This is a genomic window from Microbacterium sp. SLBN-146, from assembly GCF_006715145.1.
In the GTDB taxonomy this organism is placed as follows: Bacteria; Actinomycetota; Actinomycetes; order Actinomycetales; family Microbacteriaceae; genus Microbacterium.
The window spans coordinates 2,638,829-2,663,892 of the sequence record NZ_VFMR01000001.1; the positions used below are offsets into that span (position 1 = coordinate 2,638,829).

Annotated in this window: 24 protein-coding genes; 17 read left to right on the forward strand and 7 right to left on the reverse strand. The window is 67.7% G+C overall.

Going from position 1 to position 25,064, the window contains the following annotated elements:
• Nucleotides 1–75 precede the first annotated feature (75 nt).
• Entirely contained in the window at nt 76–423 is a 348-nt protein-coding gene (locus tag FBY39_RS11670; protein WP_141932451.1) for a UBP-type zinc finger domain-containing protein, read from the forward strand.
• A 49-nt stretch (nt 424–472) separates the two neighbouring features.
• The gene (locus tag FBY39_RS11675; protein ID WP_141932452.1) at nt 473–2,107 is read left to right on the forward strand and encodes a cyclic nucleotide-binding domain-containing thioredoxin-disulfide reductase; all 1,635 of its coding nucleotides are present in this window, start codon (nt 473–475) and stop codon (nt 2,105–2,107) included.
• 7 nt (nt 2,108–2,114) lie between these two features.
• Here the strand turns inward: FBY39_RS11675 and FBY39_RS11680 are convergent, their stop codons facing one another.
• Nucleotides 2,115–3,242, reverse strand: a complete 1,128-nt coding sequence (locus FBY39_RS11680) for a DUF4349 domain-containing protein (RefSeq protein WP_141932453.1) — start codon at nt 3,240–3,242, stop codon at nt 2,115–2,117.
• A complete protein-coding gene (locus FBY39_RS11685) occupies nt 3,239–3,796 on the reverse strand; it encodes an RNA polymerase sigma factor (protein WP_141932454.1) in 558 nt (185 codons plus the stop codon). The genes FBY39_RS11680 and FBY39_RS11685 overlap by 4 nt, the downstream gene beginning before the upstream one ends.
• 276 nt (nt 3,797–4,072) lie before the next feature.
• Here FBY39_RS11685 and FBY39_RS11690 point away from each other — a divergent pair, with 276 nt between their 5' ends.
• From FBY39_RS11690 to FBY39_RS11720, 7 genes are all read left to right on the forward strand, one after another.
• Nucleotides 4,073–5,206, forward strand: coding sequence for a TerC family protein (locus tag FBY39_RS11690; protein WP_141932455.1), 1,134 nt, complete (start codon nt 4,073–4,075; stop codon nt 5,204–5,206).
• Nucleotides 5,207–5,357: 151 nt separating this feature from the next.
• Complete coding sequence (gene leuC / locus FBY39_RS11695) at nt 5,358–6,830, forward strand: 3-isopropylmalate dehydratase large subunit (protein WP_141932456.1); 1,473 nt, start codon at nt 5,358–5,360, stop codon at nt 6,828–6,830.
• A gap of 1 nt (nt 6,831) precedes the next feature.
• On the forward strand, nt 6,832–7,428 hold the full coding sequence (gene leuD / locus FBY39_RS11700; RefSeq protein WP_141932457.1) for a 3-isopropylmalate dehydratase small subunit: 597 nt from the start codon (nt 6,832–6,834) through the stop codon (nt 7,426–7,428).
• A 75-nt stretch (nt 7,429–7,503) separates the two neighbouring features.
• On the forward strand, nt 7,504–8,868 hold the full coding sequence (murA, locus tag FBY39_RS11705; protein ID WP_141932458.1) for a UDP-N-acetylglucosamine 1-carboxyvinyltransferase: 1,365 nt from the start codon (nt 7,504–7,506) through the stop codon (nt 8,866–8,868).
• A 3-nt stretch (nt 8,869–8,871) separates the two neighbouring features.
• Entirely contained in the window at nt 8,872–9,636 is a 765-nt protein-coding gene (locus FBY39_RS11710) for a 1-acyl-sn-glycerol-3-phosphate acyltransferase (RefSeq protein WP_141932459.1), read from the forward strand.
• Nucleotides 9,626–10,762: an NAD(P)H-dependent glycerol-3-phosphate dehydrogenase gene (locus FBY39_RS11715; protein ID WP_141932460.1), complete on the forward strand. Its 1,137-nt coding sequence runs from the start codon at nt 9,626–9,628 to the stop codon at nt 10,760–10,762. Before FBY39_RS11710 ends, FBY39_RS11715 begins: the two co-directional genes overlap by 11 nt.
• Nucleotides 10,662–11,750 carry a D-alanine--D-alanine ligase family protein gene (locus FBY39_RS11720; protein ID WP_141932461.1) on the forward strand — a complete coding sequence of 363 codons (1,089 nt, stop codon included), beginning with the start codon at nt 10,662–10,664 and terminating at the stop codon, nt 11,748–11,750. The genes FBY39_RS11715 and FBY39_RS11720 overlap by 101 nt, the downstream gene beginning before the upstream one ends.
• 4 nt (nt 11,751–11,754) lie before the next feature.
• On the opposite strand, the gene FBY39_RS11725 is transcribed toward FBY39_RS11720, so the two are convergent.
• Nucleotides 11,755–12,237 carry a DUF3515 family protein gene (locus FBY39_RS11725; RefSeq protein ID WP_141932462.1) on the reverse strand — a complete coding sequence of 161 codons (483 nt, stop codon included), beginning with the start codon at nt 12,235–12,237 and terminating at the stop codon, nt 11,755–11,757.
• 65 nt (nt 12,238–12,302) lie between these two features.
• On the opposite strand from FBY39_RS11725, the gene thiL reads away from it, so the two are divergent.
• Complete coding sequence (gene thiL / locus FBY39_RS11730; RefSeq protein ID WP_141934151.1) at nt 12,303–13,298, forward strand: thiamine-phosphate kinase; 996 nt, start codon at nt 12,303–12,305, stop codon at nt 13,296–13,298.
• On the opposite strand, the gene rsmD is transcribed toward thiL, so the two are convergent.
• Nucleotides 13,268–13,858 (reverse strand): 16S rRNA (guanine(966)-N(2))-methyltransferase RsmD, encoded by a 591-nt coding sequence (gene rsmD / locus FBY39_RS11735; RefSeq protein ID WP_141932463.1) that lies wholly within the window; start codon nt 13,856–13,858, stop codon nt 13,268–13,270. The genes thiL and rsmD overlap by 31 nt on opposite strands.
• A gap of 4 nt (nt 13,859–13,862) precedes the next feature.
• Nucleotides 13,863–14,447, reverse strand: coding sequence for a 1-acyl-sn-glycerol-3-phosphate acyltransferase (locus FBY39_RS11740; RefSeq protein WP_141932464.1), 585 nt, complete (start codon nt 14,445–14,447; stop codon nt 13,863–13,865).
• A gap of 84 nt (nt 14,448–14,531) precedes the next feature.
• Here FBY39_RS11740 and FBY39_RS11745 point away from each other — a divergent pair, with 84 nt between their 5' ends.
• The 6 genes from FBY39_RS11745 to mutM all read left to right on the forward strand — a co-directional run bounded on the left by FBY39_RS11745 (nt 14,532) and on the right by mutM (nt 19,635).
• Nucleotides 14,532–16,688: an ATP-dependent DNA helicase RecG gene (locus tag FBY39_RS11745; protein WP_141932465.1), complete on the forward strand. Its 2,157-nt coding sequence runs from the start codon at nt 14,532–14,534 to the stop codon at nt 16,686–16,688.
• A gap of 18 nt (nt 16,689–16,706) precedes the next feature.
• A complete protein-coding gene (gene coaD / locus FBY39_RS11750; protein WP_141932466.1) occupies nt 16,707–17,204 on the forward strand; it encodes a pantetheine-phosphate adenylyltransferase in 498 nt (165 codons plus the stop codon).
• A 102-nt stretch (nt 17,205–17,306) separates the two neighbouring features.
• Complete coding sequence (locus FBY39_RS11755; RefSeq protein ID WP_141932467.1) at nt 17,307–17,807, forward strand: DUF177 domain-containing protein; 501 nt, start codon at nt 17,307–17,309, stop codon at nt 17,805–17,807.
• Nucleotides 17,808–17,809: 2 nt separating this feature from the next.
• Nucleotides 17,810–18,019 carry a 50S ribosomal protein L32 gene (rpmF, locus tag FBY39_RS11760; RefSeq protein ID WP_019179169.1) on the forward strand — a complete coding sequence of 70 codons (210 nt, stop codon included), beginning with the start codon at nt 17,810–17,812 and terminating at the stop codon, nt 18,017–18,019.
• Nucleotides 18,020–18,035: 16 nt separating this feature from the next.
• The gene (gene rnc, locus FBY39_RS11765) at nt 18,036–18,728 is read left to right on the forward strand and encodes a ribonuclease III (protein WP_141932468.1); all 693 of its coding nucleotides are present in this window, start codon (nt 18,036–18,038) and stop codon (nt 18,726–18,728) included.
• On the forward strand, nt 18,721–19,635 hold the full coding sequence (gene mutM, locus FBY39_RS11770; protein WP_141932469.1) for a bifunctional DNA-formamidopyrimidine glycosylase/DNA-(apurinic or apyrimidinic site) lyase: 915 nt from the start codon (nt 18,721–18,723) through the stop codon (nt 19,633–19,635). The genes rnc and mutM overlap by 8 nt, the downstream gene beginning before the upstream one ends.
• A gap of 36 nt (nt 19,636–19,671) precedes the next feature.
• Here the strand turns inward: mutM and FBY39_RS11775 are convergent, their stop codons facing one another.
• Together FBY39_RS11775 and FBY39_RS11780 are read right to left on the reverse strand one after the other, a co-directional pair.
• Nucleotides 19,672–20,760 (reverse strand): GNAT family N-acetyltransferase, encoded by a 1,089-nt coding sequence (locus FBY39_RS11775; protein WP_141932470.1) that lies wholly within the window; start codon nt 20,758–20,760, stop codon nt 19,672–19,674.
• 83 nt (nt 20,761–20,843) lie between these two features.
• The gene (locus tag FBY39_RS11780) at nt 20,844–21,188 is read right to left on the reverse strand and encodes a hypothetical protein (protein WP_141932471.1); all 345 of its coding nucleotides are present in this window, start codon (nt 21,186–21,188) and stop codon (nt 20,844–20,846) included.
• A 366-nt stretch (nt 21,189–21,554) separates the two neighbouring features.
• On the opposite strand from FBY39_RS11780, the gene smc reads away from it, so the two are divergent.
• Nucleotides 21,555–25,061, forward strand: coding sequence for a chromosome segregation protein SMC (gene smc, locus FBY39_RS11785; RefSeq protein WP_141932472.1), 3,507 nt, complete (start codon nt 21,555–21,557; stop codon nt 25,059–25,061).
• The last annotated feature ends 3 nt before the right edge of the window (nt 25,062–25,064 follow it).

The window sequence follows — 25,064 nt, forward strand, 5'->3', positions numbered from 1 at the left end:
TCGGGGGACCGCGGGACTGGGCAGCCACGGGACTGGGCACCGGCAGAACAGTCACCCGGAGGACAGGAGCACACGATGGACGGCACCGAGATCGATCCCGCAGCTCCACCTTCGGGTGACGGCTGCGTGGAGTGCGAGGAGCAGGGCGGCTGGTGGGTGCACTTGCGGCGGTGCGCCACATGCGGGCATATCGGATGCTGCGACCAATCGCCGGGTCGACACGCGACAGCGCACTTCCACGAGACCGCTCATCGGTTCATGCGCACGTACGAACCGGGGGAGTCGTGGTTCTGGGACTACGCCGACGAGAAGTTCGTCCTCGGCCCGGCACTTGCACCGCCCCTCGCGCACCCGGCGGATCAGCCCACTCCGGCGCCCGCCGACCGCGTCCCCGAGAACTGGCGGGAAATCATCGCCGAATAGTTCGCCGATTTCGGCCCACACCCGCTGAGCGCTGGCTACGCTGACCTCGATGGAAACGCCGCCGCTCGATCCCGCGCAGTCCCCGACACTCACGGATGCCCAATGGGCGCGCTTGCTCGCTTTCGGCGCGCACAGCGAGGACATCGCCGCGGGAGACTACGTCTTCCGTTCCGGAGATCGCGACTACGACCTCGCCCTCGTCGAATCGGGCGGCGTCGAAGTAGTACGTGACGCACTGGCGTGGATGGGCGAAGAGGTCCTTGCCCGCATGGGCTCTCGCCGGTTCGTCGGCGAGCTCGGTCTGCTCAACGGCCAGGGGGCGTTCCTCTCCGCTCGCGCGACGGAGCCCAGCCGGATCCGGCGTGTGTCGCGCACCTCGCTCCGAACCCTCATGGCGGAGGACGACGAACTGTCCGATATCGTCCTCCACGCGCTGTGGGCTCGCCGTGAAGCGCTCCGCAAGGGCACGGCCGCGATGACTCTGAAGTTCCTCGGCGAGCGCTCGTCGAGCGACATGCTCGCCCTCCAGCGCTTCGCGGAGCGTGTCGACCTCGTGCACAAGGCCGTCGAGCTGGATCCGTCCGAGATGGACGCGACCCCGGGCCACGACTACAAGGTCGAGGATCTCCCGATCGCCTTCATCCGCGGTGAACCCATCCTGCGTGCGACGCCGGGCATGGTCGCGGAGCGTCTCGGGCTGAGCTACCAGGCGCAGGCGGACGAAGTCGTCGACCTCGTCGTCGTCGGGGGAGGGCCGGCGGGGCTCGCCGCCGCCATCTACGGGGCTTCCGAGGGGCTGAGCACGGTTCTCCTGGATGCTGTCGCGCCGGGCGGGCAGGCGGCCGCCACGTCGCGGATCGAGAACTTCCTCGGGTTCCCCTTCGGCGTCGCGGGCGGCGATCTGATCGGGCAGGCGTCCCTTCAAGCACTCAAGTTCGGTGTGCGCGTCTATGCGCCGTGCGAAGCGGTCGGCCTCGAGAGCCTGGGAGATGAGCTCGCGATCACTCTGAGCGATCAGCGCGTCATCCGCGCTCGCACCGCGATCGTGACGTCCGGCGCCGCGTACCGCCGCCTTGATCTCGAGCGATGGAGCGACTTCGAACGCGCGGGGATCTACTACGCCGCGACGCAGCTCGAACTCCGGCAAGTACGCGACTCTCCCGTCGTCGTGGTGGGCGGTGCGAACTCCGCAGGCCAGGCGTCGTTGTATCTCGCCGCCAACGGATGCCCCGTCCGGTTGGTCGTGCGCGGGGGCGACCTGGGCGGCCGCATGTCGTCGTACCTCGTCGACCGCCTGCGCGAGGAGCCGCGCGTGCAGATCCACACCCGTTCGCGTGTCACGGGTCTGCGGGGCGCGACGCGCTTGGAGGGAGTGGAGATCGACAGCGTGGGAGAGGTCGACTCACGAGGTCTCTTCTGCTTCATCGGAGCAGACCCTGCGACATCCTGGTTGCCGGCCCTTGATCGCGACAATGACGGGTTCCTGATGACGGGATCAGATGTCGCCGTTCAGTCGCTCGCGCAGTGGCAAGGGCTCGGGCGCGAGCCGTTGCCCTTCGAGACGTCGACCCCGCGCGTATTCGCCGCCGGTGACGTCCGCCGGGGATCGATGAAGCGCGTCGCGGCGGCCGTCGGCGAGGGATCGAGCGCCGTCGCGTCTGTTCACCGCGCCCTCGCCGGGTAAGGCCCGCTCAGTCCTCGGGTGTGACCGCATCGGCTCGGCGCGCACGACGCCGCCGGGTCACCCGGACGATGCCCCACACGATGAGCCCAGCGATCGTGGCGACGCCGAGCCAGGGGAGGAGGAACCCGAGGGCGACGACGATGCCATTGAGCGTCGCCACGAGACCATTCCAACCCGCCACGAGACCGTCGCTGAATCCCGCAGGGTCGGCCTGGACCGTTTCCACGACGGGCGACAGCGAGACGCTGAGCGTCGACATCGCCACCTGGTCGGCGATCATCTCGCGCTGCTGTTCGAGTGACTCGAGATTGGCCTGCCGCTCCGACAGTGCAGCCTCGGCAGCGATGAGATCGGACAGATCGCCCGCTTGCGCCATGAGGTCGGTCAGTCGATCCACGGATGCCTGTGCTGCTTCGATGCGCGCGTCGAGATCGACGGTCTGCTCCGTGACATCCTGACGGTCGATGGAAGACGCCGTCACTTCGCCGAACTCGCTCAGGTCGGCCACGAGGGCGGCGAGCTCGCCAGAAGGTACCCGCACGGAGATCCATCCGCCATCGGTCGGCGGATAGGCGAGCGAGTCGTACGACAGACCCGTCTGGGGGTCGACAGGAGCGACGACGCCCGACGTGCCGATGCTCATCGACTCGACGTATCCGCCGCGGTCGACGGCGGCGTCGCCGATGGCGCCCGCGGATTCTCGGACGTTTTGCACAGTGATGCTCGCCGAAGCGGTGGTGATGATCTCGCGATCGGTCGCCGTCATGTCGCCGGCGCCGGAGGACTCCTCGACTGCTCCGCCGCTCGTGGACCGGGCGCCGTCCAGCGTCGTTCCGTCGATGACCCCGTTCTCGGGGAGCACGGCGAAGCCGCCGTCCGATGCCGGCTGGACAGCGGAGGAATCCGCGCCGGACGATCCCCCGACCAGTCCGCCCACACTCGGGGCGATGATGGCGGCGACGGCGATGACGGCCGCGGCCGCACCGCCCGCCATCCACGCGCGTCCTCGCCGCGCGCTTCGGCGCTGTCGTGCTGCGCGGTCGTCCGCGATCCTGGCGAAGAGGGAGTCCTCGATGTCATCGATACGCGCGTCGTCCAGCTCGGGAAGCGACGCGTACTTCTCTGTCGTGTTCATGTGCCCTCCTTGACGACGGCGCGAAGGCGCGTCCTGATCCGGGAGAGACGATTGCGGACCACACCGTGCGGGACACCGAGCTCGTCCGCTGCCGCCTGGTAGGCATAGCCCTCGGCCGTGCACAGCCGGAAGATGTCCCGATCGAGCGGCGTGAGCCCGTTGACCTCGCCGAGGATCCGTTCCGCGAGATCGTCGCCGATCACCTGCTGCTCGACGCTGACCGTCGAGACCAGCGCTTCTTGGTCTACGTCCGCCGAGTGGTCGCGTTCGCGCCTCTGAGCGCGAATGCGGTTGGCTGATTGGAAGCGGCAGATCGTGGCGAGCCAGGGGAGGAGCGAGTCGCTGGCGAGCTCCATGCCGGGCAGCTTTCGCCACGCGACGAGGAACGTCTCCTGGGTCACATCCTCGGCATCCGCGGCGTTGCCCACGAGTCCGTGCGCGAGCCAGTAGACGGGGCGTACGTACGCTCGGTACAACGTTCGGAACGCGATCTCGCTCCCATTCGCGGCCTGCGCCACGAGCGTTGCGTCGTCACGCACAGCATCCGCCGTCATACCCGTCCTCCTGGCTCGCGACACTCGCGTGCGAGCATCGTCGCAGAGCTCAATCATCTCTCAGGGTGTAGGTGTCGACACGGACGCGATCGTCTCGCGAACCCCCGGAATCGGGACCCCGGCGGATGTATCCTTGTGCGAGCGAAGGGGAGTATCCCGAGAACGCGCATCCGTCAGCACAGGCTCCTACGACAGTCGCCTCGGGTTCGTGTCGCGAGCCGAGGCGCGCGGGGAGAGACTTTCTGACTCCCACGACCCTCTTTTCGAAAGGCCCTCATGGACCTCGAACTTCCCCTCTGGTTCGAAATCGGATCACTCGTCGTCCTGACGCTGATCCTCGTGGCCGATCTCTTGATCATCCTCAAGCGCCCGCACATTCCGTCGACGCGGGAATCGACGCTGTGGGTCGTCTTCTACGTCACGCTCGCCCTCATCTTCGCGGGGCTGATGTGGATCTTCGCGGGAGGCGAGTACGCGGGCCAGTTCGTCGCCGGCTGGCTGACGGAATACAGCCTGTCGATCGACAATCTGTTCGTCTTCGTCCTGATCATGACGCAGTTCTCGGTGCCGCGGCGGTATCAGCAGGAGGTGCTGATGGTCGGCATCATCATCGCGCTCGTCCTGCGCGGGCTCTTCATCCTCGCGGGTGCCGCGATCATCGAGCAGTTCAGCTGGGTGTTCTACATCTTCGGCGCGTTCCTCGTGTGGACGGCGTGGCGCCAGGCGTTCCCGGGCGGCGATCACGACTCCGACGTCAAGCAGGAGAACTTCATCGTGCGTCTTCTGCGCCGAACGATCGACATCTCCGAGGAGTACGACGGAGCCAAGATCCGCACGGTCGTCGACGGCAAAAAGATGTTCACTCCGATGATCATCGTGTTCGTCGCCATCGGTGTGACGGATCTTCTCTTCGCGATCGATTCCATCCCCGCGATCTTCGGCATCACGACGAGTCCCTTCATCGTCTTCACCGCGAACCTCTTCGCCCTCATGGGTCTCCGCCAGCTCTACTTCCTCCTCGGCGACCTCCTCGATCGTCTGCGGTACCTCCACTACGGGATCGCCTTCATCCTGGCCTTTATCGGCGTGAAGCTCGTCCTGCACGCGATGCACGAGAACGAGCTCCCCTTCATCAACGGCGGACAGCACATCGAATGGGCGCCCGTCATCTCGACGTGGGTGTCGCTCGGAGTCATCGTCGCATCGATGGGTGTCGCCACGATCGCGAGCCTCATCGCGTCGCGCCGAGAGCGTCTCGCGCTCGCCCCGGATGCCGCATCGGCGACGGGTTCCGGTCTCGAAGCCGGCACCGGCCCGACCGCGCGAACCGAAGCGGCCGCGGCCGTCGTCGCCGATGAGAAGGGCACTCCGCCGACGGTCGACCAGCCGCCCGCACCGAGTGACCGCTGAGGCCGTCTCCCGGAGCCGGTGGTACTCTTTCCGGATGCGGATCGCTCACCTCCTCCTCCTTCGCGGCCGCGACGAGTCCTAACCCCCAGGCCTCCCTCGTCGCGGAGTTCGTCGCTGGCTTGATCTACCTCACGAGGAGAACGACAGAGCAATGAGCACACCCCTTCGCAGCATCCCCGACCACCCCCGCACCCTCGCAGAGAAAGTGTGGGACGACCACCTCGTTGTGAAGGGCGAGGGCGGACAGCCCGACCTCATCTACATCGACCTGCATCTCGTGCACGAGGTGACGAGTCCGCAGGCGTTCGACGGTCTGCGTGCAGAGGGCCGGCCCGTCCGCCGGCTCGATCTCACGATCGCGACGGAAGACCACAACACTCCGACGCTCGACATCGACAAGCCCATCGCCGACCTGACGAGCCGCACCCAGATCGAGACCCTCCGACGCAACGCGGATGAGTTCGGCGTCCGCCTGCACTCGCTGGGCGACAAAGAGCAGGGGATCGTGCACGTCGTGGGCCCCCAGCTGGGGTTGACGATGCCGGGAATCACGGTCGTCTGCGGCGACTCGCACACCTCGACGCACGGCGCCTTCGGGGCGATGGCCTTCGGGATCGGAACGAGCGAGGTCGAGCACGTCCTCGCGACCCAGACGCTGCCGCTCAAGCCGTTCAAGACGATGGCGATCACGGTCGAGGGCGACCTGAAGCCCGGCGTCACGGCGAAGGACATCATCCTCGCGATCATCGCGAAGATCGGCGCGAACGGCGGACAGGGCTATGTGCTCGAGTTCCGCGGCAACGCGATCCGGTCCCTCTCGATGGAGGGGCGCATGACGGTCTGCAACATGTCGATCGAGGCCGGTGCGCGGGCGGGGATGATCGCGCCCGACGAGACGACGTTCGCGTACGTGAAGGACAAGCCCCACGCCCCGCAGGGTGCCGATTGGGATGCGGCAGTCGCGTACTGGCGGACCCTCCCGTCGGATGAGGGTGCCGTGTATGACGCGGAGGTGTTCCTCGACGCGAACGAGCTCGAGCCCTTCGTGACGTGGGGCACCAACCCCGGTCAGGGAGTGTCGCTGTCGGGTGTCATCCCGCAGCCGGGATCGTTCGCCGACCCGAACGAGCGCGCCGCAGCCGAGCGGGCGTTGGAGTATATGGACCTGACCCCCGGCACTCGACTCAAGGACGTCCCGGTGGATGCGGTGTTCATGGGGTCGTGCACGAACAGTCGCATCGAGGACCTCCGTGCGTTCGCGTCGATCATCGAAGGGCGACAGAAGGCCGACGGCGTCCGCGTCATGGTCGTCCCGGGGTCCGCGCGGGTGCGACTGGAGGCCGAAGCGGAAGGGCTGGACAAGATCATCACCGCGTTCGGGGCGGAGTGGCGGTTCGCGGGTTGCTCGATGTGTCTCGGGATGAATCCCGACCAACTCGCTCCCGGCGAACGTTGCGCGTCCACGAGCAACCGCAACTTCGAAGGCCGTCAGGGCAAAGGCGGCCGCACCCACCTCGTCTCCCCGCTCGTCGCCGCCGCGACGGCGATCCTCGGGCGGCTCGCGAGCCCCGCTGACCTGGCGGCGGTCGAACAGGTTGAGCAGACGGCGGGAGCGGAGGCCTGACATGGATGCTTTCACGACGCACACCGGCATCGCCGCTCCCATGCGGCGCTCCGCGGTGGACACCGACCAGATCATTCCGGCCGTCTATCTCAAGCGCGTGACGAAGACGGGATTCGAAGACGCGCTGTTCGCCAACTGGCGCCAGGATCCCGACTTCGTCTTGAATCGTCCCGCGTACCAGGGAGCTTCCATCCTCGTCGCGGGCCCCGACTTCGGAACGGGTTCCAGCCGCGAACACGCCGTCTGGGCGCTGCGGGACTACGGCTTCACGGCGGTCCTGAGCCCCAAGTTCGCGGATATCTTCCGCGGGAACGCGGGCAAGCAGGGACTCGTCACGGGCGTCATCACCGAGGCCGAGGTCGAGGCGATCTGGGACGTGCTCGAGCAGCATCCGGGCATCGAGATGACGGTCGATCTGAATGAGCGCCGCGCGCGTGTCGGTGACCTCGATCTCGTTTTCGAGATCGACGATTACACTAGGTGGCGGCTTCTTGAAGGGCTCGACGACATCGGGCTCACCCTGCGCAACGAAGATGCGATCGCGCAGTTCGAGGCCCGTCGCGAGGCATGGCGGCCGCGGACGCTCCCCGTTCCATAACCCGGAGCACCGCCGTTTGAGACGGCGGCCCGCACTCGATCTCCGCCCCTCGTCAGAACAAGTGAGGTTCACTGGATGAAGGCCCTTCTCGGCGATACCGCTCCCGCGGGAGACAAGCAGGCTTCGGAAGAAGTCCTCGCGATCCGCGGCGGACGACCGCTCACCGGCCGCGTCGAGGTGAAGGGGGCCAAGAACCTCGTCACGAAGGCGATGGTCGCAGCGCTCCTCGGTGAGACCCCGAGCACTCTGCGCGACGTCCCCGACATCAGCGACGTGCAGGTCGTGCGTTCCCTCCTCGAAGTTCACGGCGTCACCGTCGTGGAAGGCGACGAGGAAGGCTCGATGCGGTTCGATCCGAGTGGAGCCGTCACGGCCCACTTCGAGCAGATCGACGCCTACGCGGGCGCTTCCCGCATTCCCATCCTCTTCTGCGGTCCGCTGCTGCACCTCCTCGGCGAGGCACTGATCCCCGACCTCGGCGGATGCAGGATCGGTGACCGTCCGATCAACTTCCACATGGACGCGCTCCGGGCGTTCGGCGCGGTCGTCGACAAGAGCTACGAGGGTATCCGGATCACGGCGCCCGACGGCCTGCACGGCGCCAACATCGCCCTGCCGTACCCGAGCGTCGGCGCGACCGAGCAGGTGCTCCTCACAGCGGTGCGCGCAAAGGGCACGACCGAGCTGCGCAATGCGGCGATCGAGCCCGAGATCATGGATCTCATCGCCGTCCTGCAGAAGATGGGCGCGATCATCTCCTACGAGCCCAACCGGGTGATCCTCATCGAAGGCGTCGACTCGCTCCAGGGCTACGACCACCGGGCGATCTTCGATCGCAACGAGGCTGCGTCGTGGGCCTGCGCGGCCCTGGCGACGGACGGAGACATCTTCGTAGGCGGCGCGCGCCAGCAGGAGATGCTGACGTTCCTCAACGTCTTCCGCAAGGCGGGTGGCTGGTTCGACGTCCGCGAGGACGGCATCCGCTTCCGCCGGGGTGGTGCGCTGAAGCCCGTCGTCGTCGAGACCGACGTCCACCCGGGCTTCATGACCGACTGGCAGCAGCCGCTCGTGGTTGCGCTGACTCAGGCGGAGGGGACCTCGACCGTCCACGAGACGGTGTACGAGAACCGCCTCGGCTTCACGGAGGCGCTCAACCAGATGGGCGCGAACATCGTCGTGCACCCCGAGGGGATCGAGGCAGCTGATCGTCGTGTCCCGCGGCGCGCTCTCGAACAGGCCGCGGTCATCAACGGCCCCACGCCTCTGCACGGAGCAGACGTCGAAGTGCCCGACCTTCGCGGCGGATACAGCTATGTCATCGCGGCTCTCACCGCCGAGGGGGAGTCCGTCGTCCGCAACGTCGGAATCATCCGGCGCGGCTACGAGAAGTTCCTCGCGAAGCTCGAGGCGCTCGGCGCCGACTTCGACGTCATCGGCTGACCCGTGGCGCGTCAACGATTCCGGGCCTCCGAGGAGAAGTCGCGGCCGAGCTTCTTCTGGCCGCTCGCCGCCGTGGCTGTGCCGCTTCTGAGCCTGCTGATCAAGCTGGAGATCCGCGGCGGTGAGCGCCTCCCGCGCGAAGGCGCGTACGTGCTGGCTCCCAACCACTACTCCGAAGTCGATCCGCTCGCGGTGGCCCTCGCCGTCTGGAAGATCGGCCGCGCGCCGCGCTTCATGGCGAAAGAGAGCCTCTTCCGAGTGCCTGTCCTCGGATGGATCCTGCGCAGCACGGGAATGATCCCCGTGGCGCGGCAATCGTCGGCTGCATCGGCACGTCAGACGCTCGCCGCGTCGGAGCAGCTTGTAACGCACGGCCGGGGCGTCATCGTGTACCCCGAGGGATCCCTCACGCGCGACCCCGAGCTCTGGCCCATGCGGGGCAAGACCGGCGCTGTCCGTCTTGCCCTCGAGGGCGACATCCCGGTCATTCCCATGGCCCATTGGGGCGTCCAGCAGATCATGCCGCGGTACGGCAAGCTCCGAGTGTGGCCGCTGCGGCGTCGCGTCCAGGTCATCATCGGAGAACCGACGGACCTGAGCGCATTCCGCGATAGGCAGCACCAGCCCGCCGTGCTCGCCGAGGCCACCGACCTGCTGATGGCGGACATTTCCGCGCTTCTCTCCGAACTGAGGAGCGAGCCGGCACCCGCCGAGCGCTGGAACCCCTCCGTGCACGGCCAGAAGGAGACGGGGCGTCTTGACCCGTAGACAGGATGCCGACAGGCCCCGCGTCGCCGTCGTCGGTGCGGGGAGCTGGGGGACCACGTTCGGCAAGATCCTCGCCGACGGCGGAGCGCACGTGACGATGTGGGCCCGACGTCCAGAGCTCGCACACGAGATCCGCGAAGCGAAACGCAACAGCGAGTATCTTCCCGGGATCAACCTGCCTCGTGGCATGACGGCGACGCACCACTTGTCCGAGGCGCTGGACGGCGCCGAGCAGATCTACCTGTCCATTCCGAGCCAAGCGGTCCGTGAGAACCTGAAGGCCGTCCGTTCGCTCGTCCAGGGCACGAACGCGCCGGTCGTCTCGCTCATGAAGGGTGTCGAGAGACGCTCCGGGCTCCGCATGAGTCAGGTCATCGAGCAGGAACTCCAGATCGATGAAGCACGGATCGCCGTGGCATCCGGACCCAACCTGGCCCTCGAGATCGCACGCGAGCAGCCGACCGCCGCCGTCATCTCGTCGACGAGTCAGGAAACGGCCGAGGCCGTCGCCCGACGCGCGCGCAACGCGTACTTCCGCACGTTCGTGAACACCGATGTCATCGGCACCGAGTTCGGGGGAGTGCTCAAGAACCTCATCGCCGTCGCGATCGGCATCGTCGACGGCGTCGGCTATGGCGAGAACACGAAGGCGTCGATCATCACGCGCGGCCTCGTGGAGATGACCGACTTCGCTGTCGCCTTCGGCGCCCAGCCCGAGACGCTGCAGGGCCTCGCGGGTCTCGGCGACCTCATCGCCACGTGCCAGTCGCCGCTGAGCCGCAACAATACGGCAGGCCGTCTCCTCGGGCAGGGCTATCGCTTCGACGATGTCGTCAAGCAGATGAATCAGACGGCCGAGGGGCTCGCGTCGGTCGCCCCCGTGCTGCAGCTCGCTCGTGAGGTCGGTGTTGCGATGCCCATCGTCGAGCAGGTGAAGATGGTTCTCGACGGAACGATGAATCCGCGCGACATCGCGCCGCACTTGACGACCGACGACGACACCCCGACGGGTGAGAGGACACAGCATGGACAGGCCGGCGGTGGCGGTGCTCTTTGGCGGTCGCTCCAGCGAGCACTCGATCAGTTCCGCAACGGCGGGAGGGGTGCTGCGGGCGATCGATCGTGATCGCTACCGGGTGATACCGATCGGAATCACCCGTGACGGGGCTTTCGTCCTCGAAGACGATGACCCGGAGAAGTTCGCGCTCGAGGCGTCGCATCTTCCCGAAGTCGTGGACAACGGAACGCGAATCCTCTGGCCGGATTCGACGCTCACGCGCGAGCTTCGCGTCGCGCACTCCGACGGCTCTGTGACCTCGCTGGGCGACGTCGACATCGTGTTCCCGATCCTCCACGGTCGCTACGGCGAGGACGGCACGATCCAGGGGATGCTCGAGCTTCTCGGTCTTCCGTACGTCGGCGCCGGCGTGCTCATGTCGGCGATCGGCATGAACAAGCACGTCGCCAAGAGCGTGCTGAAGGCGGCGGGCGTCGCCGTCGTGCCGTGGGTCGCTGTGAAGCGGAGCGATCTCGCTCGCGATCGCAGCCTGTGGGAGCGGCGGATCCGTGCGCTCGGGCTGCCGGTCTTCGTGAAGCCCAACCAGGCGGGTTCGAGCGTCGGCGTATCGAAGGTCTCGGACTGGAACGAGTTGGATGCTGCGCTCGACCTGGCGTTCGACGAAGACGCCACCGTCCTCGTCGAACAGGCAGTCGTCGGTCGCGAGCTCGAATGCGGCGTCCTCCCGGGCGTCGACGGTGCCGACCCTCGCGTCAGCGTTGCGGGTGAGATCGTCGTGACCGGTCGGGACTTCTACGATTTCGAGGCGAAGTACCTCGATGCGCCGGGAATCGATCTCGTCTGCCCCGCGGATCTCCACGACGGCGAGCTCGCCGAAATGCAGCGCCTCGCCGCGCGCGCGTTCGACGCGCTCGGGGGCGAGGGACTGTCACGCGTGGACTTCTTCTACACGGGGACCGAGTTCTACGTCAACGAGGTCAACACGATGCCCGGTTTCACACCGATCTCGATGTTCCCCACGTGCTGGATCGCGTCGGGGATGACGTACCCGGAACTCGTAACCGAGCTCATCGAGACGGCGCGTGTGACGGCGTAGTCCGTCAGCCGTCGTTGCCGACGAGGGCATCGCTCGTCGCGATGCAGGCGGAGTCGGCGATGGTCGCGGCCGAGATGATGGGGGCGAGTCGATCGAGGACGGCGTTGGACGACACCACCTCGTTGTCGACGAGAACCTGGACCGCTGGCTCGCGGCCGTACGTCGTGACGCGATAACGCGGCGCCTCGGACTCGTCGACGACCCAGTCGACCCCGCCGACCGTGATGCACCGCGCCTCAGTGGGGCCCGGGGGAGTCACGCCGCACGCGAGGATGACGGCTGAGGGGTCACCCCACGCGCCCGTCGCCTGCGCATCCGTCCAACGGCGCTTCTCGCCGTCGACGGTGTCGGGAAGACGCACCGTGACATCGGCGCACGCGGGGTTGTTGGCATCCGGAGCAGGCTCGAGCGACACCGTCGTCGCGCAGCCGGTGAGCGATGCGATCACGACGAGAGCGGCGAAGACAGAGGCGAGGACGCGGGGCACACCCCCAGGCTATCTCGCGCGCACGGATCATCGCCGCCCGGCAGGCGCGATAGCGTGAAGGGGTGATGGATGCCGGTGCCGACGACCCGCGTGTCGGCGACCTCAGCGAGGGCGCGGTACTGCGCAGCATCCTGGAACGACTGGGCTCTTCGCGGGCTGAGGTCGGGCCCGGCGACGATGCCGCTGTGATCCCGATTCCCGACGGGCGTGTCGTGGCGACGGTCGACACGCTCGTCCACGGTCCCGATTTTCGACTCGCGTGGTCGAGCGCCTTCGACCTCGGCTGGAAGTCGGCAGCCGTGAACCTCGCCGATATCGCGGCGATGGGAGCGCGCCCGATCTCGCTGCTCGTCGCCCTCGCGATGCCCGATGACACGCGCTTGTCGTTCGTCGAAGGGCTCGCCGACGGGCTTCGAGCAGCCTGTGACGAACTGGCTCCCGGCTGCGCTGTCGAGGGTGGCGATCTGACCGTCTCGGATACCCTCACCGTCGCCGTGACGGCACTGGGATCGCTCGAGGGTCGTCGCCCGATCCTCCGGAGCGGCGCGCGACCGGGTGACGTCGTGGCGCTCTCGGGAGACGCCGGCAAGGCGGCGCGGGGGCTCGAGATCCTCTTCGCGGAGTTCCGTGACAGCGCGGGTCACCCGGTGTCGGTCAGCGCGGAACGCGTCGGCGCGGAGGATCTGGAGGCCGTGGCAGCCCAGCTGCGTCCGCGCCCTCCTGTGCACGCCGGTGTCCTCGCGGCATCCGACGGAGCGACGGCGATGATGGACGTCTCCGATGGGCTCGCGCTCGACGCCTCCCGGCTCGCCGACGCATCCGGCGTCACCGTCGACTTCACGGGGGCCGCTTTCGGTCCCGACATCGCCCTTGCTCTCGCGGGCGGTGAGGACCATGCCCTGCTCGCGACCTTCCCGGCGGGAACCGACCTCCGGGCGGGGTTCCGTGTCATCGGGTCAGTGCGCCCGCGTGGGGCTGACGCCGTGACGGTGGATGGCAGCCCGTTCGACGGTCGCCGCGGATGGGATCCCTATCGGGACTGGGACTCGGGCAGAGGCTGAGCCGAGGGGCTCGCCCACCAGAGCGTCGTGTCGCCGTACTTCTTGGAGCGCACCAGCTCGAGTGCGACCGGAAGCGCCGGCTCCGGCGATCGCGACGCGCGCTCGATCACGACGACGGCGTCATCCGCGAGGAGGGGGACGAGCAGTCCGAGCGTGGTCGAGAGCTCGAATTCGCCGATGTCGTAGGGCGGATCGATGAAGACGAGATCGAACGATCCGTGCGCTCCCCGAAGATAGGCGTCGACGGCGACACGGTGAACGCGCAGCGGTCGGTCCGGTCCGATGGCCCGCGCGACCTTTGCCGCGTTTCGCTGCACGACGGCCGCGGCGCGCGGCGACTTCTCAACGAGGTCTGCGGACGCCGCACCGCGGCTCACGGCCTCGAGGCCGAGGGCGCCCGAACCGGCGAAGAGGTCGAGGACGTGAGCTCCCTCGATCGAGTCCGACGACTCCAGCGACCCGAACAGCGACTCGCGGACGCGGTCGCTCGTCGGTCGCGTGCCCGCGTCGGGGACGTCGAGGGGGAGCGATCCGGCCGTGCCCGCGATGATCCTCGTCACGGTCTCACGATATCGGCGGAGCCGCGTCCTCTTCGCGCAGGCGCGGTGTCGTGCGAAGTTCCGGACGAAGCCCGGACTTGTCGGCGTAGAAGGCTCGGATGCGGTCCATGTCGGCGCGGACGTCGCCCGTGAGGTCGATCGTGATGCCGAGGCCCGTCGTCATCGTCGTGCGGTCGACGTACCCCAGGGTCACCGGCATCGAGGCGGCCCGAGCGATCCGGTAGAAGCCCGACTTCCAGTACGTCCCGGCGCCGCGCGTGCCTTCGGGCGTGACGACGAGGCCGAACACCTCGCCCGCGTGGACGAGGGTGACGACGTCGTCGACGACGTCTGCGGGGTTCGCGCGATCGACCGGCAGCCCGCCGAGGCGCCGCATCAGCGGACCGCGCCAACCGCGGAAGAGGCTCGCCTTGCCGAGCCAGCGGATGTGCATATCGAGACGCCACGCGATGGCGAGCATCAGGACGAAGTCCCAGTTGGAGGTGTGCGGCGCACCGATCAGGACGGTCGGAGTCGTGGGAGCAGGCGTCGAGACGAGACGCCATCTACTGCACGCCCAGAACGCGCGTGCGATGAGGCGTCGTAGCATCCGCCCACCGTACGCTGTGCCACATGTCCGGCACGGCATGTGGACAGCGGTCGGCCTGTCGGCGGTGCTCTCTAGACTCGAGTGATGGTGACCCTGACGCTCGAGACGCGTCTCGATGGCGTTGTCGGAGGCAAGACCGCGACGGCGCTCGAGAAGTCGTTCGCAATGCGCACGGTCGGCGACCTGGTCGCACACTATCCGCGGCGGTACGCCCGGCGCGGTGAGCTGACCCCCATCGCGTCCCTGCCGCTCGGTGAGCCCGTGACGATCGTGGCCGAGGTCGTCCGTGCGAACGAACGGCGCATGCAGAACCGCAAGGGGTCGCTCCTCGAAGTCCAGATCAGCGATGGACAGGGCACCCTGTCGCTGACGTTCTTCAATCAGCCGTGGCGCGTGAAAGACCTCACGCCCGGACGACGTGGCATCTTCGCCGGGAAGGTGGGGGAGTACCGCGGTGCGACGCAGCTCGCGAACCCCGACTACGAGCTCTTCGACGACGAAGTGCTGGCGCGTCACGCCGCCGAGATGAAGGCGAACGTCCCCATCCCCATCTACCCTGCGACGAGCACCGTGGCCAGTTGGCAGTTCACCAAGATCGTGAACCTCGTGCTCGACGGACTCGGCGACGTTCCCGAACCGCTCCCCGACGAGCTTCGTGGTCGACACGAGCTCGCATCGGCACGTGACGCGATCGAGTGGATCCACCGTCCGCGCAGTGAGGAGGAGTACGGTCTCGCGCGCCGAACCCTGCGGATGCAGGAAGCCTTCGTACTGCAGGCGGCCCTGCTGCAGCAACGCAATCTCGTTCGCGCGCTCTCCGCGACCGGACGGGCGCCGGGCACGCTCCTCGAGCGGTTCGACGCCTCCCTCCCGTTCGAGCGGACGCCCGATCAGGTATCGGTCGGTGCGCAGATCGAGCGAGACCTGCAGGGCGATTGGCCGATGAATCGGCTCGTTCAGGGTGAGGTGGGCTCGGGCAAGACCCTCGTCGCTCTCCGCGCCATGCTCCAGGTGGCCGAGAGCGGCGGCCAGTCGGCGCTCATCGCCCCGACCGAGGTGTTGGCGGGACAGCACCTTCGCTCGATCGCCCGCATGCTCGGGCCGGGTCTCGCTCCTGAACTCATGCCGACTCTCCTGACGGGGCAGCAGCCTGCCGCCGACAGGCGGAAGGCTGCCCTGCGCACCGCATCGGGCCAGGCGCGAATCGTCGTCGGAACACACGCCCTGCTGAGTGAGAGCACGACTTTCGCCGATCTCGGTCTCGTTGTCGTCGACGAGCAGCACCGGTTCGGAGTCGAGCAGCGCGAGGCGCTTCGCGCGAAAGGCACGTCCCCGCACGCGCTCGTGCTGACGGCGACGCCCATCCCGCGCACTGTCGCGATGACGGTGTTCGGAGACCTCGACGTGTCGACGATCCGGACGATGCCCGCCGGGCGCGCGGGCATACAGACGTTCGTCGCGCCGATCGCCGACAAGCCTGCGTGGTTCGGGCGCGTGTGGGATCGGGTCGCGGAAGAAGTGGTGGCGGGGCATCAGGCGTTCGTCGTGTGCGCGGCGATCGACTCCGAAGCCCTGTCGAAGGACGAGAAGAGCGACGACCAGAAACTCGAGGGCGAGGCCGAGCGCACGCGCTGGGGAGTCGTCCAGGTCGCCGACCTACTGTCACGACACCCTGCCTTCGGCGGCATCCGGGTCGAGATCCTGCACGGCAAGATGCCCTCAGACGAGAAGGACGCCGTCATGCAGGCCTTCGCGCGAGGAGAGATCGACGTTCTCGTTGCCACGACGGTCGTCGAGGTCGGCGTCGACGTCGCGAATGCATCCACGATGGTGATTCTCGAAGCGGACCGTTTCGGTGTTTCACAGCTCCATCAGCTCCGGGGGCGCGTCGGGCGGGGCGGGGTTCCCGGCCTGTGTCTCCTCGTCACGGAATCACCCGCGGGCACGCCGGCCCGTCAGCGTGTCGAGGCCGTCGCAGCGACTCTCGACGGCTTCGAGCTCGCCGAAGTCGACCTCGAACTGCGTGGCGAGGGAGATGTGCTGGGTGATGCGCAGTCAGGTGCCCGATCGTCCTTGAAGCTCCTCCGTGTCGTGAAGGATGCCGATCTCATCGCGGAGGCACGCGTCGTCGCAGAGCGCGTTCTCCAAGAGGACCCCGCACTCATCCGGCATCCCGGTCTCGAGGCTGAGATCGAGCGTCGCGTGGGGATACAGGAGCGCGCGGCGTTTGCTCGTGCGTGACGCCGCTACGCTGGAACCGTGAATCCACGGATCGCTGTCGTTCCCGGCTCATTCGACCCGCCGACCCTCGGGCATCTCGACGTCATCCGTCGCGCCGCGTCACTGTACGACCAGCTCCATGTTCTCGTCGTTCACAATCCCGACAAAGAGGCGATGCTCCCTATCGCGCAGCGTCTGACGCTCCTCGAACAGTCGATCGTCGAGGCCGGTGTCGATGGCGACGTCGTCGTGGCCTCCTGGAGTATGGGCCTCCTCGTCGACTATGCGACGGACGTTGACGCGGGTGTCCTCGTGAAGGGAATCCGCTCGCAGGTCGATGTCGCCTACGAAACGCCGATGGCGATCGTCAACCGCCATCTCGCGCACGTCGAGACCGTCTTCCTGCTTCCGGATCCGTCGCACGCACTCGTCTCGAGTTCCCTCGTGCGCCAGGTCGCGGCGCTGGGCGGCGACGTGTCACCGTTCGTCCCCGGTGCCGTCGCCCGGTTCCTGGACACGGGTTCCCGCGACGTCTGAGCCTTCGCGCCGTGAGCGCGGGTACGCTGGGGAACCGTGAAAAGACAGCGACCCGGACCCTTTGCCGTCAACGTCCGCGACCTCGTCCGCCGTCCCGGCGAGATGCGAGAGGTCGAGATCGAGATCGATGCGCCCGAGCAATGGGGGGAAGGGCTCGTGTCGGTCGCGCAGGGCACTCCGATCGTGATCGACGCGCGGATCGAGTCGGTTCACGAGGGGATGTTGGTCTCGGCAGACGTCGATTCGACGTACGAAGGAGTCTGCGGGCGATGCCTCATCGATATCGCCGCGCCCGTCGAAGTCGAGTTCCAGGAGCTTTTCGCGTATCCTGGGGGGGAAACATCTGACTTCGAGGTTCAAGACGACCACGTGGATCTTGAAACTCTGGTCAGGGATGCGATCGTCCTGTCGCTTCCGTTTCAGCCGGTCTGTCAGCCGGATTGCCCCGGCCTTGACCCGGCTACGGGCGAGCGGATCGCTGACGAGGGCGGCACAGAACAGCATGAGCCCGTCGATTCGCGGTGGGCTGCGCTTCAGGACTACACCACAGACCCCGATGCCGGCGCCACGCGCGTGGGCGCCGAGAACACAGAAGAGAGTTAGCCATGGCAGGTAACCCCCCGAAGCGGAAGGTCTCCCGCTCCAACACTCGTTCGCGTCGCGCGCAGTGGAAGGCCGAGGCCCCCACGCTTGTCAAGACCATCGAGAACGGCAAGGTCGTCTACAGCCGTCCTCACCAGGCCAAGGTCGTCACCGACTCGCAGGGCACTGAGCTGTTCCTCGAGTACAAGGGCCGCAAGGTCGCCGACGTCTGAGATCGCGGTTGACCCGGTGACTGACGTCACGACGGGACAGACCCGCCTCACCGACAAGCTCGGGGTCGTCATCGACCCCGAGCTTCTGTCGCTCGCCCTGACTCACCGGTCCTGGGCGTATGAGCACGGCCAGGTCCCGCACAATGAGCGCCTCGAGTTCCTCGGCGACTCGGTACTCGGACAGGCCGTCACGGTGAGGTTGTTCACGCGGCATCCCGAGCTCGAGGAAGGCGCGCTCGCGAAGCGCCGCGCCGCCGTCGTCTCGACCGTCGCGCTTGCTGCCGTCGCTCGGCGGATCGGCTTGGGCGAGTTCATCAAGCTCGGTCGTGGCGAAGAGCTGACCGGCGGTCGCGATAAGGACTCGATCCTCGCCGACACGACGGAGGCCTTGATCGGCGCGACGTACCTCTCGGCCGGACCTGATGCGGCAACGGCCCTCGTCGTGCGTCTCATCGACCCTCTGCTCGACGATCCAGAGAGGTTCGGCGCGGCCACCGACCCGAAGACCGCGCTGCAGGAACTCGCGGCGCGCACGGGGCAGCAGCCGCCGACGTACGAGGTCACCTCGACAGGACCTGATCACGATCGGCGCTTCACTGCTGTCGCGCGCGTCGGAACCACCACGCAGCAGGGCGTCGGGACGAGCAAGAAGCACGCCGAAATGGCTGCGGCGCTCCTGCTCTGGCATGAGCTGAGCGGGCGTGCCTGAACTTCCCGAGGTCGAGGTCGTCCGTGCCGGCCTCGAGCCCGCTGTCGCGGGCGCCGAGATCACGGCTGTCACGGTGTGGGACGAGCGGGCGCTCACACGGCACGTCGGCGGAGCGGCGCACTTCGAAGCCGAACTGACGGGTCGGACGTTTCGTGCCGTCGCGCGTCGCGGGAAGTTCCTGTGGATGCCGATGGACGCGATCGGCGCGTCATCGCAGCCGGACGGCGCGCTCGTGGGCCATCTGGGGATGAGCGGTCAGATGCTGCTCCGCCCGTCAGGTGCTCCGGCGGAACGCCATGAGAGAGTGCGAATCGACCTGCAGCATCCCCGTCACGGCGAAGTCGCGGTCGTCTTCGCAGACCAGCGCACGTTCGGTTCCCTCGCCATCGATGCACTGGTGCCGACGCCCGACGGTGCTCCCGGCGGACGCGGCACCGACGAAGCGGCGGTGCCGACGCAGGTGGCGCACATCGCGCGTGATGCTTTGGACCCCGCTTTCGACGCGGCGGCGTTTCGACGCGCGCTCGCGCGGAAAGCCTCAGCGATCAAGCGGGTATTGCTCGACCAGACCGTCGTGAGCGGAATCGGCAACATCTACGCCGACGAAGCGCTCTGGGCGACTCGCCTGCATCCCGAGACCCCCGCGTCGATGCTCTCGACGCGCACGGTGAATCGTCTGCTCGCGGAAGTGCGCGCTGTCTTGGAGAAGGCCCTCGCGGAGGGCGGCACGAGCTTCGACGCGCAGTATGTCAACGTCAACGGCCAAGCCGGCTACTTCGCGCACTCGCTTCACGCCTACGGACGGACGGGTGAACCCTGCGACCGTTGCGGTCGTCCGATCGTGCGGGTGTCGTTCATGAATCGGTCGAGCCACTACTGCCCTCATTGCCAGCGGCTCGCCGGGTGACTCCGGGATGAACGGACGTCCATCCCGGAGTCGCCCTCAGTCGGCGAGCACCTTCTTCCAGGCACCGGCATAGGCGATGGGTGCGAACCCGATCGCTTCGTTGATATCGAGCATCGGCCGGTTCTCCTCGGCGTTGTACGTGAGGACGCGCGGAGAGTCGGGAGCGAGCTCCCTCCAGGAGAGGAGCGCCGCGCACTTCACGAGCGTCCCGAGGCGGTGGCCGCGGTGCTCCTTCAGCACGAGGGTGTCCTCTTGGCTCGTCGCCTCCGTCCGATCCTTGCCGACGGCGAGCTCGTTGAAGGCGCAGAGTTCGCCCGTTTCGATGTGCTGTGCCGCCGTGACGAGGAGGAGCCGACCGGGATCCGTGTACAGGGCGTCGTGTCGCGCGACGCGTGCGGCATCCCACGTCTCTTCGTCGAACTCCATGTCGGCGGCGGGAGCATCCGTGGACATCCGCGACTTCATCCAGGCGTAGCCTTCGACGAACTCGGCCGGCGTCGGCGGCGACCACTGGACGACCCGATATCCGCTCGCCGCCGCCGTCGCATCGGCGAGCAGTTCTTCGAGACGCGCGAACGAGCCCTTCAGATCGAAGGCGCTGTTGCGCTCGACTTGCTCCAGTGTGTAGCCGTGACGGCGGTAGAACCGAGCGGCATGGTCGTCGGGGATCGAGCCGAAGCCGGTGGGCGGCGTGAGACGGTCGCCGTCGGCGGCCGGGTGCGTCGCCCACGACTGCAGGACGACTCGGCCGTGCTCCCGCGCCGTGCGCTCGACCAGCTTGTAAGCCGCTGTGCCGATGCCCTGCCCCCACGTCTTGCGGAGCAGTTCGACCTCCCAGAAGGCCGTTCGAGAACCCTTCTCGAGGGGAAGATCGATGCCCGCACGACCGACCATCTCGTCGTTCAGGAGGATCACCCACATGAACCGCAGTTCGTGGGGGTCGGGCTGGTAGTGCGGGAGGAGTTCGGCTGCCGTGATCGACTCGTCGGTGTGGCCGGAGATCTCCTCGTAGATCCGGTTGCGGACATCGACCATCGCGACGAAGTCCGTCGCCGTCGGATCGTCGATCGTAGCGGGAATTGCGAGGGGGCGGATTTCGAGTGCGGCCGGAAGTGTGGTGTTCATGATTCGTCTTTCGTCAGAAGTGAGTTGTGGGGGGTGGCGCCGAACCGATCGGCGTCAGCGCCACCCGGTGGCCGGAGAAGGACTCACGGCCGGGGCGAGAGGAGATGAGCCCGCAGCGTCGCGAGTTCACGCGCCGCCCGTGCTGTCTCGACAGCGTGGCGGTGCGTGTGCGCGCTGTGGTCGGTGTGACGCTGGGCCCTGCGTGCGCTGCGGAGAAGCAGCCACAAGCCGAGCCGGAGCGCCACTCGATCGAGCACGGGAAGGTGCGCGGTCGATGCAGGCAGAGCGAGGACGGGGGAGGACCGGACGTCGGTCGTCGTCGAGTCCAGGAGTTGCGTGGACATGGAAGTGAGCTCTTTCGAGTCGAAGTGCGTGAGGAAGAGGGGATCGAGAACGATCCGGGCGTACGAATACGCGGGCAGCGACATACCGCGTGACGGTGCGAGCGTCAGTCGTGCGACGGAGTCCGCCTATGGGCGGAGTTCTCCTGCCAGCTCAGCACCCGTTGGGGAAGAACGCCGAGAAGGAAACGGTCGCCAGCGAGCGGGCGACTCCTCCTGCGATAGCGCGGGTGGGAATCTTGCCGGTTGCATTCATGTGCATCATCATCATGGCGACCTCCTTTCAACTTCTGACGCGATCGATGACGCTAGCGCACCTGATCTGGTCCCGTCAAGCATCCCGGGCGTGTCGCGGTCGGTTCGATTCGACTCGGATTGTCCGCGGCCCGCCGTCGCGGCATCCGCGAACCGTTCGGCTAGCGTGGACGCGATGTCCCTGTCGGAGGCCCCCGCATGCACCTGAAGAGCGTGACGCTCAAGGGCTTCAAGTCCTTCGCGCATCCGACCACATTCGCGTTCGAGACCGGCGTGACGTGCATCGTCGGACCCAACGGCTCAGGCAAGTCGAACGTCGTCGACGCCCTCGCGTGGGTCATGGGGGAGCAGGGCGCGAAGACGCTTCGCGGCGGCAAGATGGAAGACGTCATCTTCGCGGGAACTTCGACTCGTGGTCCCCTCGGGCGCGCCGAGGTGCAACTCACGATCGACAACGCCGATGGCGCCTTGCCGATCGAGTACGCCGAAGTGAGCATCAGTCGAACGCTGTTCCGCAACGGTGCGAGCGAGTACGCGATCAACGGCGAGACGTGCCGTCTGCTGGATGTCCAGGAGCTCTTGAGTGATTCGGGTCTCGGGCGCGAGATGCACGTGATCGTCGGGCAGGGACGCCTCGACAGCGTGCTTCAGGCGACGCCGGAGGACCGACGCGGGTTCATCGAAGAGGCTGCGGGAATCCTCAAGCACCGACGCCGCAAGGAGAAGACCCTTCGCAAGCTCGATGCGATGGAGGCCAATCTCACGCGCCTGAGCGACCTCGCGGGAGAACTCCGCCGCCAGCTCAAGCCGCTCGGTCGGCAAGCCGAGATCGCGCGTGAAGCCGCGACGATCGCCGCTGTCGTCCGAGACGCGAAGGCGCGGATCTTCGCAGACGACCTGGCGACGCTGCGCGCACAGCTCGCCGACCATGCGCGGAACGAGCAGGAACGCCACTCGGAACGCATGGTGCTGCAGGACAGGCTCGACAACGTCAAGGCGCGAATCGAAGCCCTCGAAGCTGATCAGCGATCGGAGGCCGTCGATGAAGCGCGTCGGGTCGCGCACGGCCTCGAACGCGTCCAGGAGCGCCTGCGTTCGCTCTACACGTTGGCGGGGCAGCGGCTCGCGCTCTTGGGCGATGCCGAGGACGATGCTCGACAGGACCTGACCACTGTGTCGCAGGGAATGATCGATGACGCCCGCGCCGAGATCGACGAGATCGGCTCGGGCCTCGGTGACGCGCAGGATGCCGCGGCCGACGCCAATCGCGCCGTGATCAGAGCGCGCGCCGAGCTCGACGCCCTCGACGTGGACATCGCCGCGCAGAGCGCCCTCGTTTCGGAGCACGACATGCGGCTGGCGGCGTTGCGCGCCGCGGCTGATGCCGCCGCGTCGACCCTCACGGCGGTGCAAGCGGCCGTCGAGCGGCAGGAGCGCGCCCTCGATGCGGCGCTCGCACGTCGCGCGGAAGCCGAAGAACTGCTCGAGGGTGTGCGACCCGAACTCGCCCCCGAGGGATCGTCCGCCGAGTACGCGGCGGCCTACGAGCGCGCGCAGCGCGAGGCGACCGACGCTGAGACCCATGTGGGAGAACTCCGCGAGCGGCTCCACGCGGCTGAGCGCGAGCTCGAAGCGTTGAACGCCCAGACGACGGCTCTCAGCCGCGCGCTCGACGTCAAGAGCGCGGCATCCGATGTCCTTCTCCGCGGGGGAGACGGCGTACGCGGCCTCGTCGGCGACGCGATTCAGGTGGAGTCGGGCTACGAAGCGGCGATCGCCGCCGTCCTCGGGTCCGTCGCGGAAGGAGTTTTGGTCGACGGGCCTTCCGAGGCCTTCCGCCTTGCGGAGGACCTGCGCACGGCCGACCTCGGCGTCGTCGACATCGTCATCGCCAACGCGGCGCATCGTGCCGCCGACGCGCCCGCCACCGGCGCGGTTCCCGCCGTCGACGTCGTGACCGCACCGGACGGAGTTCTCTCGCTGCTCTCGGACGTCCTCATCGTCGACGACCTCGCGTCCGCGCGATCCGTCGGCGAGGCGCTGGCCGATGACTCGGGCGCCCATCGGATCATCGTGACGAGAGCCGGCGAGGTCTACTCCGTGCACGCGCTGCGCGCCGGCGCGGGTGCGTCGCGTTCGCGCCTGGAACTCATGGCAGAGCGGGATGCCGCCGCGGAGCGGCGCGATGAGCTGATCGTCGTCACCGATTCGCTGCGCGAGGCACTCGCCGACGCGTCGCGAGAGCTCGACGCCGCACGCCACCGCACCAAGGCGGCGCTCTCGACATTGCGGGACCACGATGCCGCGTTGGCGGCCCACACCGAACAGGTCAATCGTGCCGCCGTCCGGCACGAAGCCGCCGTCGCCGAGTGCGAGCGACTCGAGGCGGGTGTCGCGCAGGCGCAGGCTGCTGTTGCCGAGGCCGCGGACTCGGCGCGCGTCGCGGATGCGCAGCTGACCGCCGCCCTCGAGGCTCCGCGGCCGATCCTCGACGCATCGGCGCGGGACGGAATGCTCGCGGAACTCGAGAGCGCGCGCGACGGCGAGATGCGCGCACGACTCGATGTGGAAACGCTCCGCGAACGGATCCGTGCGGGAGAAGCACGGGTCGTGCAGCTCGAGCGCCAGCGCGAGCGGGAGCGCGAAGCGGCGGCCGAGGCGGCCCGGCGGGCTGTCGTACGGCGTGCGCAGCGCGACATCGCCGCCGACGTCGCCGAACGTCTTCCGGCCGTGCTCGACTCCGTCGACCGCTCCGTCTCGCAGGCACGCGTCGAGCTCGCGGCCGCAGAGTCGGCGCGCACCGCGCTGACGGCCGAACTCGCGGAGCTACGGGGGCAGGAGTCCACGGCGCGCGAGCGACTCGCGGGCCTCACCGAGAGCGTCCACACGTTGGAACTGCAGATCCACGAGAAGCGCCTGCATGTGACGGGACTCGTCGATCGCGTGGCGTCGGAACTCGGGTTGGACGAAGATATTCTGCTCAGAGAATATGGGCCGGACCAGTTGATCGCGGGGGAGGACGACGAAGAGGGCATCCCCTACGACCGTGCGCAGCAGCGCCGTCGGCTCCAGGATGCCGAGCGCAAGCTCGGGCAGCTGGGGAGGGTCAACCCGCTCGCGCTCGAGGAGTTCGCCGCGCTCGAGCAGCGCCACAAGTTCCTCACGGAACAACTCGCCGACCTCGCTCAGACGCGCAAGGACCTCGTCACGATCATCGAAGAGCTCGACGAGCGGATGCAGACGATCTTCCTCGCGGCCTTCGAGGACACGCGCGTCGCCTTCGGAGAAGTGTTCCCGATCCTCTTCCCCGGAGGGACGGGCAGCATCTCGCTGACCAACCCCGACGATCCCCTCACGACGGGGATCGAAGTGTCGGTGCGCCCGGTCGGCAAGAAGATCGAGCGACTCTCGCTCCTCTCCGGTGGCGAACGCTCACTCGCCGCCGTGGCACTCCTGACCGCGATCTTCAAGGCGCGGCCCAGCCCGTTCTACATCCTCGACGAGGTCGAAGCCGCTCTCGACGATGCGAACCTCGGTCGGCTTCTGGGCGTCTTCGAGCAGCTCCGCACGTCGAGCCAGCTCATCGTGATCACGCATCAGAAGCGCACGATGGAGATCGCCGACGCTCTGTACGGTGTTTCGATGCGGCAGGACGGCGTCTCGGCGGTCGTCGGGCAGCGGATCAGCGAGCGCGCCTCGGCATAGGCT

What these genes read in the sequence shown, in the direction of transcription:
- FBY39_RS11720 (WP_141932461.1), top strand. Translation starts at nt 10,662, where the DNA reads ATGGACAGGCCGGCGGTGGCGGTGCTCTTTGGCGGTCGCTCCAGCGAG.
- rpmF (WP_019179169.1), top strand. Translation starts at nt 17,810, where the DNA reads ATGGCAGGTAACCCCCCGAAGCGGAAGGTCTCCCGCTCCAACACTCGT.
- murA (WP_141932458.1), top strand. Translation starts at nt 7,504, where the DNA reads ATGAAGGCCCTTCTCGGCGATACCGCTCCCGCGGGAGACAAGCAGGCT.
- leuC (WP_141932456.1), top strand. Translation starts at nt 5,358, where the DNA reads ATGAGCACACCCCTTCGCAGCATCCCCGACCACCCCCGCACCCTCGCA.
- leuD (WP_141932457.1), top strand. Translation starts at nt 6,832, where the DNA reads ATGGATGCTTTCACGACGCACACCGGCATCGCCGCTCCCATGCGGCGC.
- FBY39_RS11780 (WP_141932471.1), bottom strand. Translation starts at nt 21,188, where the DNA reads ATGTCGCTGCCCGCGTATTCGTACGCCCGGATCGTTCTCGATCCCCTC.
- FBY39_RS11745 (WP_141932465.1), top strand. Translation starts at nt 14,532, where the DNA reads ATGGTGACCCTGACGCTCGAGACGCGTCTCGATGGCGTTGTCGGAGGC.
- FBY39_RS11740 (WP_141932464.1), bottom strand. Translation starts at nt 14,447, where the DNA reads ATGCTACGACGCCTCATCGCACGCGCGTTCTGGGCGTGCAGTAGATGG.
- FBY39_RS11680 (WP_141932453.1), bottom strand. Translation starts at nt 3,242, where the DNA reads ATGAACACGACAGAGAAGTACGCGTCGCTTCCCGAGCTGGACGACGCG.
- FBY39_RS11775 (WP_141932470.1), bottom strand. Translation starts at nt 20,760, where the DNA reads ATGAACACCACACTTCCGGCCGCACTCGAAATCCGCCCCCTCGCAATT.
- FBY39_RS11685 (WP_141932454.1), bottom strand. Translation starts at nt 3,796, where the DNA reads ATGACGGCGGATGCTGTGCGTGACGACGCAACGCTCGTGGCGCAGGCC.
- FBY39_RS11690 (WP_141932455.1), top strand. Translation starts at nt 4,073, where the DNA reads ATGGACCTCGAACTTCCCCTCTGGTTCGAAATCGGATCACTCGTCGTC.
- smc (WP_141932472.1), top strand. Translation starts at nt 21,555, where the DNA reads ATGCACCTGAAGAGCGTGACGCTCAAGGGCTTCAAGTCCTTCGCGCAT.
- FBY39_RS11755 (WP_141932467.1), top strand. Translation starts at nt 17,307, where the DNA reads ATGCGAGAGGTCGAGATCGAGATCGATGCGCCCGAGCAATGGGGGGAA.
- thiL (WP_141934151.1), top strand. Translation starts at nt 12,303, where the DNA reads ATGGATGCCGGTGCCGACGACCCGCGTGTCGGCGACCTCAGCGAGGGC.
- FBY39_RS11675 (WP_141932452.1), top strand. Translation starts at nt 473, where the DNA reads ATGGAAACGCCGCCGCTCGATCCCGCGCAGTCCCCGACACTCACGGAT.
- FBY39_RS11670 (WP_141932451.1), top strand. Translation starts at nt 76, where the DNA reads ATGGACGGCACCGAGATCGATCCCGCAGCTCCACCTTCGGGTGACGGC.